The organism is Mycobacterium heckeshornense (assembly GCF_016592155.1).
GTDB classification, from domain to species: Bacteria; Actinomycetota; Actinomycetes; order Mycobacteriales; family Mycobacteriaceae; genus Mycobacterium; species Mycobacterium heckeshornense.
Window position 1 is genome coordinate 1,291,710 of the sequence record NZ_AP024237.1, and the last position, 12,916, is coordinate 1,304,625.

The 12,916-nt window shown below is 63.2% G+C and carries 9 protein-coding genes and 1 pseudogene; 5 read left to right on the forward strand and 5 right to left on the reverse strand.

Going from position 1 to position 12,916, the window contains the following annotated elements:
• Positions 1 to 14: 14 nt before the first annotated feature.
• On the forward strand, positions 15 to 1,331 hold the full coding sequence (locus MHEC_RS06285) for an alpha/beta hydrolase (RefSeq protein WP_048892390.1): 1,317 nt from the start codon (positions 15 to 17) through the stop codon (positions 1,329 to 1,331).
• Here MHEC_RS06285 and MHEC_RS06290 read toward each other — a convergent pair.
• A complete protein-coding gene (locus MHEC_RS06290; RefSeq protein ID WP_048892391.1) occupies positions 1,229 to 2,824 on the reverse strand; it encodes a PucR family transcriptional regulator in 1,596 nt (531 codons plus the stop codon). The two genes, MHEC_RS06285 and MHEC_RS06290, sit on opposite strands and share 103 nt — an antisense overlap.
• Before the next feature lie 83 nt (positions 2,825 to 2,907).
• Between MHEC_RS06290 and pruA the strand changes: the two genes are divergently transcribed.
• Positions 2,908 to 4,539 carry an L-glutamate gamma-semialdehyde dehydrogenase gene (pruA, locus tag MHEC_RS06295; RefSeq protein ID WP_048892392.1) on the forward strand — a complete coding sequence of 544 codons (1,632 nt, stop codon included), beginning with the start codon at positions 2,908 to 2,910 and terminating at the stop codon, positions 4,537 to 4,539.
• 64 nt (positions 4,540 to 4,603) lie between these two features.
• Complete coding sequence (locus MHEC_RS06300; protein WP_048892393.1) at positions 4,604 to 5,560, forward strand: proline dehydrogenase family protein; 957 nt, start codon at positions 4,604 to 4,606, stop codon at positions 5,558 to 5,560.
• Positions 5,561 to 5,588: 28 nt separating this feature from the next.
• Here the strand turns inward: MHEC_RS06300 and MHEC_RS06305 are convergent.
• Positions 5,589 to 7,214: pseudogene (locus MHEC_RS06305) on the reverse strand (class I adenylate-forming enzyme family protein).
• 273 nt (positions 7,215 to 7,487) lie between these two features.
• Between MHEC_RS06305 and MHEC_RS06310 the strand changes: the two are divergent.
• Positions 7,488 to 8,708: a CaiB/BaiF CoA transferase family protein gene (locus MHEC_RS06310; RefSeq protein WP_048892394.1), complete on the forward strand. Its 1,221-nt coding sequence runs from the start codon at positions 7,488 to 7,490 to the stop codon at positions 8,706 to 8,708.
• The gene (locus MHEC_RS06315) at positions 8,705 to 9,934 is read left to right on the forward strand and encodes a cytochrome P450 (protein WP_048892395.1); all 1,230 of its coding nucleotides are present in this window, start codon (positions 8,705 to 8,707) and stop codon (positions 9,932 to 9,934) included. The genes MHEC_RS06310 and MHEC_RS06315 overlap by 4 nt, the downstream gene beginning before the upstream one ends.
• A 136-nt stretch (positions 9,935 to 10,070) precedes the next feature.
• Here MHEC_RS06315 and MHEC_RS06320 read toward each other — a convergent pair whose 3' ends face one another.
• The 3 genes from MHEC_RS06320 to MHEC_RS06330 all read right to left on the reverse strand — a co-directional run bounded on the left by MHEC_RS06320 (position 10,071) and on the right by MHEC_RS06330 (position 12,911).
• Positions 10,071 to 11,588, reverse strand: a complete 1,518-nt coding sequence (locus MHEC_RS06320) for an IS1634 family transposase (RefSeq protein ID WP_048893889.1) — start codon at positions 11,586 to 11,588, stop codon at positions 10,071 to 10,073.
• Positions 11,589 to 11,696: 108 nt separating this feature from the next.
• Positions 11,697 to 12,182, reverse strand: a complete 486-nt coding sequence (locus MHEC_RS06325; protein WP_048893374.1) for a hypothetical protein — start codon at positions 12,180 to 12,182, stop codon at positions 11,697 to 11,699.
• Positions 12,183 to 12,296: 114 nt separating this feature from the next.
• Positions 12,297 to 12,911: a TetR/AcrR family transcriptional regulator gene (locus MHEC_RS06330; RefSeq protein ID WP_048893376.1), complete on the reverse strand. Its 615-nt coding sequence runs from the start codon at positions 12,909 to 12,911 to the stop codon at positions 12,297 to 12,299.
• Positions 12,912 to 12,916: the final 5 nt, after the last annotated feature.

The following is a 12,916-nucleotide window of genomic DNA, read 5'->3' on the forward strand; positions in this document are numbered from 1 at the left end:
AGGAGGGAGCGACGTTGAAGCGGATCGCCGCGGTGTTGGTCTCGCTAGCCGGATTGGCCTTTGCCGCCAACGGTTATCGCCCACTGAGCAAGCGCGGCTACCCCTCGCTCTTTGCGTTCGCCTATGGCTTGTTCGCCTCCGAACTTCCGCTGCAGATGCTCGGCGCTCATCTGGCGGCGATCGCGGTGATGTCGCGGCGCCTGCCACCGTGGCTGCGCTGGTTGAACTGGGCAGTGTCGGGCATCTCGTGGCTGGGCCTGCTGGGGTTGCATCGCATCGCCCGCACGGCCAACGTGCCGCTGACGGCGGCACTGGACGAAGGCCTGGGCAGCGAGCGTCGCACCGACTCCGCCGATCTGTGGACGAAGCCGGCGGGCGCAGGTACCGCCAAGAACCCCGGCGTCGTGCGCATGTTCCGGATCTACCGCGACTACGCCCACGACACCGACATCAGCTATGGCCCATATGGTCGCCGGAACTACCTCGACATCTGGCGGCGTCCGGATCTGGACCGGGATGCGCGGGCGCCGGTGCTGTTGCAGGTTCCCGGCGGCGCGTGGATGGTCGGCAGCAAACGCCAACAGGCGTACCCGTTGATGAGTCATCTGGCCGAGCTGGGCTGGGTGTGCGTCGCGATCAACTATCGGCTCAGCCCACGCTCGACCTGGCCGGACCACATTGTCGACGTCAAACGCGCGCTGGCGTGGACCAAGGCGCATATCGCTGAATACGGCGGAGATCCGGACTGGATCGCCATCACCGGCGGTTCGGCGGGTGGGCACCTGTCAGCATTGGCTGCCTTGACCGCGAATCGGCCACAGTTTCAACCCGGTTTCGAAGACGCCGACACCAGCGTGCGGGCTGCAGTGCCGTTTTACGGTGTGTACGACTTCAGCCGAACCGACCGCTCGCTGCACCCGCTCATGCCGGCAACGTTGGGCAAGTACGTGTTCAAGATCAGCCGGGGGGAAATCGCCGAAGCGTTTTACGCCGCTTCCCCGATTACCTACGTTTCGCCTGACGCACCACCGTTTTTTGTGTTGCACGGTCGCAACGATTCGTTGATCCCGGTCGAGCAGGCTCGCAGCTTCACGGAGCGACTGCGCGAGGTCAGCCGCCAGCCGGTCGTGTACGCCGAGTTGCCGTTCGCGCAGCACGCGTTCGACATCTTCGGGTCTGCTCGCGCCGCGCATGCCGCGGTCGCCGTGGAACAGTTTCTCGCAGAGATCTACTGTCGTTCGACCGCTCGCAGTCCCAGCGCGAACAGCAGCCGTACATCGGGATCCGCCAGCGACGTCGACAACAGCTTCTCGATCCGGCGGATCCGGTAGCGCACCGTGTTGGGATGCACGTGCAGCCGCTGCGCCGCAACGGCGATATCACCGAAGCTGTCCAGATAAACCCGTAACGTTCGGGCCAGCACCGCATCCCGCGCACACAGCGCGCGCACTCGGGGATCCACGAGTCGCTGGTCGGCGCTGACGAGCCCTACGATTTCATCCAGCAGCACCGTGGTGCGGGCCTCGGCAACCGACGTCACCTGACCGACCACATGCGGATGACGCTCGGCGGTGTCGAGCACCCGGTCAACCTCTGTCCGTGCCGCCGCGGCCCCGCCCAATCCGGCGACCGGTGCCGCGATGACCGCCTGCATCTGCACGCCAAGCTCGGCACGCAGAGTGTCGATCGTGCCGCGAATCCACGACGTCACCGACGGCGGCTTGGCGACATGCGGAAACAGCACGTAAATACGGCCACCTTTCGATGTGACCTGAGCGTCTACGCGAAAAGCACTGGCGCTCAATGCCACAACATCGGGCAACCGCGCATGATGACCAGCTGCGTGGAAGCCGATCACCGCCGCGTTGCCGTCGGCGACAACGCCCAGTTCGCGCGCCAAGTCGGCGACGCCGAGCGAATCGCTGTCGGCCAGGCCCAGCAGTTGCTGCACCCGCAGCGCGTGTGTCGAGGGCCGGGCTGCGAGCCTCGACATGATCCGCGCGGCCAGCACCGCAGCGCCGCGCAGCACGTCTTCGGCGTCATCGGCTAAGGCCCGAGATCCTTGTTGCACCCAAATCGTGCCCGCGAAAGCTGGTGGCCGGCGGTCATTTTCTGGCGGGTGGTGAATCCCGATGGCCAACCGCGGTCGCAAACCCAGTTCCGGGCGCGCGGCGACACGCACCACCTCACCGCTGGTATGGAGCGCGTCGAAGATGCCCCATCGGCTGATCCACTCCAGGTGCTCGGGCGGGCCGGCGCGACCGAGAATGGACAGCCGCCGCAGCTCATCGGCCTCGTCGTTGGAGGCCGAGTAAGCCAGCACGTGCGACTGCTCGTCTTCGATGCTGACCATGCCGTGGACGCGGTCAGCGATGGACTGCGCCAGACCGAACAAGTCGGTGTCCGAGTCCGAGAACGGGTCGGCTCGGTCGCGGTGATGGTCGAGGACGTGATTGACCAACCGGTACAGCCGTTCCCAGCGAGCGCGGGGCTCCACGGCCACCACCGCGATCCCGGCGGCGACCGCATGCGCCACCAGGGCAGCCGACGGTTTCTTGACGAAGACGGCCACCGGGGCCCGCGTCGCCGGTCCGCTGGTTTGGCGGTCGATCCAGTGCAGCGCCTGCTGCTCCGTAATGCCGAGCAGGAAGAATAGGTCGGCCGCATCGGCACCCATCGACAGGCCAAGCCGCACATCGTCGGCATCGATCAGCGCTGCCGAGGCCACCGCCAGGTCGAGGCCACGCGGCGCGTCCACGAGGCTCACCATCGTGGCGTCCAGGGCGAGCAGCAGCCGACCCAAGCCCACACCGGCCGCCCCCATGTTGTCTGATCCTACTACGAATTGCTATCAGCTTTATTCGATCCGCCAAGCATTTGGAGCGGGCGGAGGGGGATTCTGGCTGCATGGACGCCGTCACCGAGGTACCGGTACCGGCCAACGAGCCGGTCCACGACTACGCACCCGATTCGCCGGAACGCGCCCGGCTGCGTGCACAACTGAGCGCACTGGCCGGCCACGCGATCGACCTCCCACACGTCATAGCCGGCCGCCACCGGATGGGCGACGGTGAACGCATCGACGTCGTCCAGCCGCACCGGCACGCGCACAAGCTGGGCACGCTCACCAACGCCACCCACGCCGATGCTGCAGCCGCGATCGAGGCGGCGATAGCGGCCAAGAACAGCTGGGCCGCGACGCCTTTCGACGAGCGCGCCGCGGTCTTTCTGCGCGCCGCCGAGCTGCTGGCCGGGCCGTGGCGGGAAAAGATCGCCGCCGCCACCATGCTCGGACAGTCGAAAACCGCATATCAAGCCGAGATCGACGCACCCTGTGAGCTGATCGACTTCTGGCGGTTCAATGTCGCGTTCGCCCGCCAGATCCTGGCGCAGCAGCCATTCAGCGCACCGGGCGAGTGGAATCGGATGGATTACCGTCCGCTGGAGGGCTTCGTCTATGCGATCACGCCGTTCAATTTCTCCTCAATAGCCGGCAATTTGCCGACCGCACCAGCGCTGATGGGCAACACCGTGGTGTGGAAGCCGTCGATCACCCAAACCCTGGCGGCCTATCTGACCATGCAGCTGCTGGAGGCCGCCGGGCTGCCGCCCGGGGTGATCAACCTGGTGACCGGCGATGGTTACGCGGTTTCCGATGTGGCACTGGCTGATCCACGGCTAGCCGGTATCCACTTCACCGGGTCGACGGCCACGTTCCAGCATTTGTGGCGCGAAGTGGGGGCCAACATCGCCCGCTACCTCAGCTACCCGAGGCTGGTGGGGGAGACCGGCGGCAAGGACTTCGTCCTTGCGCACCCATCGGCGCGACCGGACGTCCTGCGCACCGCGCTGATCCGCGGCGCGTTCGACTACCAGGGCCAGAAGTGCTCGGCGGCGTCGCGGGCCTTCATCGCCCGCTCGGTGTGGCAACAGATGGGCGACGACTTTCTCGCCGCCACCGCAGAATTGCGGTACGGCGATGTCACGGATTTGTCCAACTACGGTGGGGCATTGATCGATCGGCGCGCATTCACCAAGAACGTTAATGCCATTGAACGGGCCAAAAGCGCATCCGGTGTCACGATCGCGGTCGGCGGTGAATACGACGACAGCGAGGGCTATTTCGTACGACCCACGGTGCTGCTTGGCGACGACCCTACCGACGAGGCCTTCGCTATGGAGTACTTCGGGCCGATCTTGGCGGTGCACGTCTATCCCGACGACGACTACCAGCGGATCCTCGAGGTCATCGACCACGGCTCGCGTTACGCATTGACCGGCGCGGTGATCGCCGACGACCGTCAAGCGGTGTTGGCGGCGCAGCAGCGGCTGCGGTTCGCGGCCGGAAACTTCTACGTCAACGACAAGCCCACCGCAGCGGTGGTGGGCCGTCAGCCGTTCGGCGGTTCGCGGGGCTCGGGCACTAACGACAAAGCAGGGTCGCCGCTGAATCTGTTGCGGTGGACGTCGGCGCGCTCGATCAAGGAGACATTTGTCCCGGCCACCGATCACCGCTATCCACACATGGCGGCCGAGTGATGCCGGGGCGATCGCCAGCGCGGCGTAGCCGGGCGCAGCGGGTCGCCCCCATTGAACCGGGGCGATCGCCAGGGTGGTGCGCCCGGCGATCATCGCGGCCAGTCGTTCTGATGGGCTACGCCGCACCATCGAACGGATGCCGGTGACTCGCAAGGTGGTGCGCCGGTTCGTGCCGGGAGAGACGATAGCCAAGGTTCTGGAAAGCGTTGTTGCGCTTCGTGAGTCGTGCCGCTACGTCAGTGTCAACTATCTGGGGGAGGACGTTGCCGACGCTGACGCCGCCGCCGCGACCGTGCGGGCCTACCTGTGCCTGCTCGACGCGCTGAGCCGGCGGCCGGACGCCGCTGGCGACGGTGTGCGGCCGCTCGAGGTGTCGCTGAAGCTTTCCGCGCTCGGTCGGGCGCTGGATCGTGACGGCGACAAGATTGCGTTGGAGAACGCCCACACCATTTGCGAGCACGCACAGCGGGCCGGGATCTGGGTGACGGTGGACGCCGAGGACCACACCACCACGGACTCCACGCTGTCGATAGTGCGTGACTTGCGGACTGACTTTCCCTGGCTGGGTGTAGTTTTGCAAGCTTACCTGCGGCGCACGTTAAGCGACTGCCACGAATTCGCGGCCGAAGGCGCACGAATCCGTTTGTGCAAGGGCGCCTACGACGAACCGGCTTCGGTGGCGTACCGCGAACCGGCCGCCGTCACCGACGCATACCTGCGCTGTCTTCGGGTGCTGATGTCCGGCTCAGGCTACCCGATGGTAGCCACCCATGATCCGGCCATTATCGCTGCGGTGCCTGTCCTGGCCCGTGAGACAAAGCGTGCTGCAGGTGATTTCGAATACCAGATGCTATACGGCATCCGCGACGGCGAGCAGCGGCGGCTGGTCGGTGCGGGCAGCCGGGTGCGGGTGTACGTGCCGTACGGCTCGCAGTGGTACGGCTATCTGGTGCGCCGGCTGGCCGAGCGGCCGGCCAATTTGATGTTCTTCCTGCGGGCGTTGGCCGAACGGCGGGCCTAGGCCTCGACCAGATCTGCGCCGAACGTGTCTACCCGTGCAGTTGACGGATCCGGCAGCTCAACTGATTTGCAAGGGAGTCTTTTATGATCTTACCGGTGCCGGTAAAGGGTAGTTCGCCCTTATCGGCGACCCAGATGTACTTGGGAATCTTGTACGCGGACAGGCGGTCGCGTAGGGTTTCGCGCAGTGATTCGCCGTCGAGGTTGCTGCCGCTTTTAGCTACGACGGCGGCTGCCACAATTGTGGCTCCGCGGGTGTTTTCTGTGCCCACGACGTATGCTTCGAGCACCCCATCACATGAACGAAGGGCTGATTCCACTTCGCTGGGCGTGACATTCGTCCCGCTACTTGTTTTGATCAGGTCACCCAGACGACCCGTGAAGGTAACCCAACCATCGGCGTCCATCGAGCCGCAGTCGCCCGTCCGGTAAAACCCGTCAGGCGTGAATGTGTCCTCCCGCTCACGCTTGTAGAGCCGCTGCATGAGCGAGTATCCCCGCACCCATATCTCACCGATCTGGCCCGGGTGGACCGCATCACCGGTCTCCGGATCGACGATGCGATGGGTAAGTCCGTCGATGGAGGGTCCGACTGTGTTACGCCGATTATCAGGCTGCGCCACATACGGGTCCACGCCGAGATGATTGCCGCACAGCTCTGTCATGCCCAGGGAGTCCGCCCCGACCGGGCGACGTTCCGGTGGCACCATCGCGGGCATGCTGGTGCGACGCACGGAACTGAGATCATGCGCACCGAAGGCGGGGTGATCGGCAAGTGTCTTACCTTGCGGTGGCCAGCCCAGCGTGATGGTGGCGCGGTAGCGCTCGATCAGCCGCAGCGCCTCGCCGGCGTCGAACGCGCTTTGGGTGACAAGTGTTGCACCGTGGTGGATGACAGCGTGCAAGCCGGTTATCAAACCGCCGATCCAGAAAAATGGCATCGACGTAAAGAGGACGTCTTCGCGAGTGACGACGTAGACGCTGGTGAGGTTGTAGCTGTGGCGAACCAAAGCCCCGTGTGTGCACCGGTGCCTTGGGTTCGCCACTACTGCCCGATGTATAGATGATTGCGATCTCGTCAGCGGGGGGTTACGCACGATTCGACCTCGTGCAGAATATCCGAGTCGATTTTCAATGCCGCTGACGTGGCATCCCCCAGGACGGGGGGTGGCCCACGCATAGGAGCTTTGTCCCCACACAGCGACCATCCGTAGGTACGGAGCTCCTTTGACCACGATCCGCCCGGCCCGACGCTGACCATCCAGGCCGGGCAGCGCCGCTTCTAGCCGGGCAAGAAAGTCGTGGTTAGCGAAACGGGACCAGGTCAACACCGCGCGCAGATCGGCATGACGAATGACCCAAGCCAGCTCCTTAGCCTGGTAGAAGGTGTTGATCGGGACGGCCACGGCGCCGATGCGGGTGACCGCGAACCACGCGATGGCCCAGTCCACGCTGTTGGGCATGAGGATCCCGACGTGGTCGCCTTTCCCGATGCCCTCCGCGAGCAGGGAAACGGCAAGTCGGGCCGATCGTCGGTCCAGCTCGGCATAGCTCAGCATGTGGTCGTCGGCGATGAGGAACGGATGACTGCCGAAGCGTGCCGCACTCGACCGAATGAGCGTCGGGATCTCCGGGGTGATCGCCGGGAAAGCCACAACGTCATGATAACGTGTCCTCTGATAAATGAGAGCATTAGTTCTCAACCAACCAAACGTCGCCTAAACTGCAGCAATGTGTCCATAGATGTCCGACGCGGGTCGCGCAACCAATCGGTGCTCGAGCTCATCGACGGGCAGATCACGCTCTGTCGGCCTGACGGGTACATGGAGCGCGGGACTGGCCTGCGATGCGATGCTGCTTTAGCAAGCTGGTCGACCTCGCTCGCTGGGGACGCCTGAATACGAGCCTTTGGCAATGGAGGGAAAGAAATTAGCGTTGACGCAGTATTGACGGGTGTTCGGGTGCTCGAGGTGGCGTCATGGACATTCGTGCCCTCAGCAGGAGCAGTTCTAGCCGAATGGGGCGCAGAGGTCATCAAGGTCGAGCCCCTCGACGGTGGAGACCCGCAGCGTGGTCTGGTGACCATGGGCATCGTCGACGAGGGCGGTGGATCGGTCAACTACATGATCGAGATTCCCAACCGCGGAAAGAAATCAATCGGTGTCAACCTGCTCAGCCCTGGCGGACAGGAGGTCGTCCAGCGACTGGCCACGACTTGCGATGTATTTCTGACCAGCTATCTGCCGAGCCGCCGCAAACGGATGGGTATCGACGTTGATGACATCCGCGCGGTCAATCCCAATATCATCTACGTACGCGGGTCCGGCCATGGGCCGTGCGGTCCAGACTCGGACAAACCAGGATATGACGGCGTGTCTTACTGGTCTCGCGGCGGGATCGCCACGGTCCTCACCGAGGACGGCGCCGAGTTAGTGCGTTCCCGACCGGCGTTCGGCGACCTGCTCGGGGGATTGACGATCGCAGGCGGGATCGCCGCTGCACTGTACAAGCGGGCTACAACCGGCCAGGGGTCAGTCGTGGATGTGTCGCTGTTAGGGCTGGCGGCATGGAATATCGGGCCAGACATCGCCGTCAGTCAGATCCATGGTGGCAGCGCTATTCCAAAGTACGGCCATACCGACGCGCCGAATCCACTGGTCGGCAACTATCGGACCAAGGACGGCCGCTACATCACGCTGATGATGTTGCAACTGGACAGATTCTTCCCCGAAGCGATGCATGCTATCGGTCTGGACGACGTCATCGATGACCCGCGATTCGCTGACACGGCAGCACGATTCGAAAATCGCGCAGCATTGATCGCATTGATGGACGAGGCGTTCGCCCAACGGACATTGGCCGAGTGGCGCGAGATCCTAACGGGCATTTCCGGGGCGTGGGGTGTGGTTCAGACACCCGGCGAAGTCTGCCAGGACCCGGCCGTGACCGCGAACGGCTACATCGCCCACACCACAACGACGAGCGGAGTGCCCTACAAGCTTCCGGTCAACCCCGTCCAGTTTGACGAACATCACGTCGTTCCGGATGGTGCCCCTGAACATGGCCAACACACCGAAGATATTTTGATGGACGCCGGGTTCGATTGGGACGCAATTGAACACTACAAAGCGACGGGAGCCATCCTGTGAGCCGAGCGAAATCGAACACAGCCAACGATCCTGTGGAATTCGACCCGTTCTCTGAGGAATTTTTCAACGGGCCCTGGGAGACCTACCGACGGCTGCGCAATGAACGGCCGGTGTACTACAACGCCAAATGGGATTTTTGGGCGCTGACTCGCTACACCGATGTCGCTGAAGCTACGAAAGATTACCAGACATTCTCTTCGGCGAAGGGCGCCACACTGGACATGGTCAAAACGCCCGAAAAGGCGATTCCGGTCCCCAAAGTCATCATCTCGATGGACCCTCCGGAACACGAGAGCATGCGCAAACTGGTGAGCCGAGTGTTCACCCCTCGCGCGATCGCGGGCCTGGAAAACATGGTGCGCCAGAAGATCTATGAAGTAGTGCAAACGTTGGATCCCGCCTCGTTCGATGTGGTCGCGGACTTCTCGGCATTGTTTCCGGTCGAGGTAATTACGACAATGCTCGGTGTCCCCGCTGAGGACCGGCAGCAGATTCGGCTGTGGCTTGACTTGCTTCTTGAACGCAAACCAGGCCAGATCCACATCACCGACGAGGGATATCAAGCGTCGGTCGCCACGGGTATGTATTACTACGATCTCGTCCAAAAGCGCCGTGCCGCACCACAGGACGACATGATAAGCAGGCTCATCGAGGCCGAGATTGAGCGCGACGGGCAATCCGAAAAGCTCAGCGACGTGGACATCACCGGATTCGCCACCATGCTTGGCGGAGCGGGGGCAGAGACCGTGACGAAGTTGATCGGTAACGCCATGGTTGCATTCGCTGATCACCCCAGCGAATGGCAAAAGTTACAAGCAGATCGAAGCAAGATACCGGCCGCGGTCGAAGAATTGCTACGGTACGAGGCGCCATCTCAGTATCAAGTTCGCTACAGCATGCGCGACGTGACGCTGCACGGTGTCACGATTCCCGCGGGCAATGCTGTGCTGTTGGTCACCGGATCGGCACTGCGTGACGAGCGCATCTTTGCCGATCCCGACCGTCTTGACATCGATCGAGAGCGGGTGAGGGGTTTCAATCTGGCGTTCGGATACGGCATCCACAGCTGCTTGGGTGCAGCACTTGCACGTATGGAAAGCCGAATCGCATTGGAAGCATTGCTCGATCTCATTCCGGAATATGAAGTCGATCGTGAGGGCCTGCGAAGGGTGTCGATGTCGAACGTGTCGGGCTGGTCCAACGTTCCGGTACGCGCTCGGCGCTGACCTGGAACTATCACACAAGACACGTGTTCTGAGTGCACAGCAGGCGCTCCGTTAACGCCGCCGGCCTAGTCAACTCCCCCGACATCCTTAACGCCACCGTCTTGAAGGCGCGAGCCGCGTCCCGACTTGGGCCAAATTAGTGCGCACCGTCGGTGCGGATCTTGGCGAGTGCTTCGGCGAGGTCGTCGGGTAGGGCGTCGGCGGCGGTGAGGATTTGTCGTCCGGCGCGAATCTGCACGGTGCGGTAGCGGCGTGCGGTGCGGACGAATTTCTTGATGCTCCAGCCGGTTTGGCGTTCGATCCAGTGCGATACAGCCATGGCGGCGAACACGACGCTGAGGTGCGCCTCGATCGAGTCGCGAGTGCGGTGGTAGATCGGGCGAGCTTGAAGGTCATGCTTGGACATTCGGAAGGCCTTCTCGATGCGCCACAGCTGGTGGTAGGCGTCGATGACGAACTGCGCGGGTTGTTCGACCAAGTTGGTGGTGTAGCCCTTCCAGCCGGCCAGCGCACGGGTCTTGGCCTCCAAGGCGCGGTTGACCGATTTGGTCGCACCGCTGAGTTGGATGTAGCGGTTGCGCTTGACCGGGGCATGCCCATCCACGGCGCGCTGGGCCTTGGCGATCTGCTCGTCGATGCCGCGCAGGGTGCGCCGGGCCCGGTCATGTCGGTACTGGTAGTAGATGACCCGATCCGGGATACCGCGGGCTTTCTCCGCTGAGGTGGCCGGCCACGGCTGGGTTAACACCAACCCGTCCGGGATGACCTCGTCCGGGTGCTTGGCGCGCCATTCGGCGATCACGTTGGGCAGCAATGAGATCCGGGTTCCCAGAATGAACGACAACCCCGCGGCCTGCAGGGCGACCTGGTTGGCTTCAGAGATCATCCCGGCATCAGCGACCACGGTGACCTCGCTCAAGCGGTGGGCGGTCTTGAACGCGTTGATCACCGGCAACATGGTCGCGGTCTCGGCCTTGTTGCCCTCGAAGGCAGCCACTGTCAGCGGGAACCCAGTCGCATCGGTCAACAAACCCAGGGTGATCTGTGGATCGAGTCGACGTTCCTTGGAAAACCCGGGCTCGCGAAACCCATCAACGGCATCGGTTTCAAAGTGCAGGGTGCTCACGTCGTAAAGCACCAGGCTGGCCGGACCCAACGCAGCGTGCGCTGCACATGCAGCCGAAAGTGCCTGCCGGAATTCGGGTTTGGCGAAAATCGGCAGCCGCCGCTTCACCGTCCGATAGGCCGGCGAATCCACCCCGGTCTCCGAAAGCACCCGCAGCGCATCGACCTTGCTGGTCGGTTCGATGATTCGGGCGCCCACCAGGTCCCGAAACACCTCATCTCCATCGGTGGCGGCATCAAAGCCCAGCACCCGATAGGCATGACACAACGCCTCCCACAGGTGCTCAGAACAGGAGCCCACGATCTCCAGCGGCCGGCCACCGCCGGCAGCGGCCTGCTCGAGTCCCAAGTCCAGGCTCTGCTGACCGGCAGCCACGCGCTGAGCCGCAGCCGCCTTGAGCGCCTCCAGCTGGGCCTCACTGTGCGCCGAGCCGAGGTGCTCAATCTGGCGCGATCCCCGCCGCGAAGACCACACGATCTGCACCGCGGTTGCTCCCGAGGCCGTCTTCACCGTGCGCACATACGCCACCAGCGCACACTAAAGAACTTCAATTAGTGCAGACCTTCCGACCCGCCGCGACCGAAAACCCCAGCTCAGCGACTCGCAACCACCCCGATCCTCCAAAAGTGGCCCAAGTCAGGTCCTTAACGCCACCGTCTTGAAGGCGCGAGCCGCGTGACTGATCCGGAACTCGACAGGGTGCATGTCTTTGCCAAATTCACGCTGTTCAGTCTTTGGCCCCCAGATCGCGACGTCGAGGTCTGAGCTATGGTGTGCCGCCATCAGCTGTTTACGGATCCACCGCTGACCAGCGTAAAGCTGGGCTGAAACCAACACCACATTGGGCCAATCGAGGCCCACGGCTCCGAGCGGGTCGGTCTTAAGCTCGGCCGCCGCTACCCCGAGCACCCGCAGTGCAACGTCGTCGGACGGGCGCTGGAGGTAGACCAGGACATCCCAGCCGGCCATCGCCCGATCGCACAGCAAGCCGCCGACCGACACCACAAGCTCGTGGGTGTCGGCTGCCAGTGCGACGATCCGGTGCCTGATGGACTCGTTGGGGTCACCGCGGTGCAGCCAGGCGCCCCGGGCGCGGGCGTTTGTTAGCGGCCTGGGCTGCATTCGCGCTCCTCCCATTGCGAAAACATTCATTACCTTAAATCAAGAATTAGTATTCTCAAAGAGTGTGCCTACCGCGCGGACACTGTGGGGGCTTATACGCTTGGGTGTGGCGGTCTAAGACTCCGGGGTCCGCCGAGAACGAGCCATACGGTCGTCGGTCAGCCCCCTGATGAGGAAAGGCCGAACGAAATCCGCGACCGCATCGTCGTCGTGCATATCGATCCTCGGCGATGGAGTATTGAACAACGAGAACAAGATCCGTGCGATCCACTCACCCGCGGCTGCCACGTCAAGATCCTTGCGAACCTCTCCGGTCAGCTTTGCCGCCACCAAATAGGGTGCAATGAAGTCACTACATTCTTGGAGCAGGACCGCCGCGTTCCGGGTCAGCAGCACGTTGACTTCCTCTTCGTCGAAGTACTTTTCGGGCTCGACCACCCTTCGCGCCTGCGTGACGAAGACACATGCCCTTACCAATTGGTCTTCCAGCGTCTCGCCCCGGTTCACTACCTTCGCCATGTTGCGGTAGAAGCGCTGGGATGCTGCCTCGGCACAAGCCTCTACGATTGCGGCCTTGTCCTTGAAGTACTCGTAGACGGTGCTACGTGAGACCTCAGCCTCGCGAGCGATGTCCACGATCGTGGTTTTGCGAAGCCCGTAGGTACGAAAGCACGCGAACGCGCCCGCGATGATTGCCTCACGAGTTTCGATCGCCGTCGCCTGAGTCATACTGA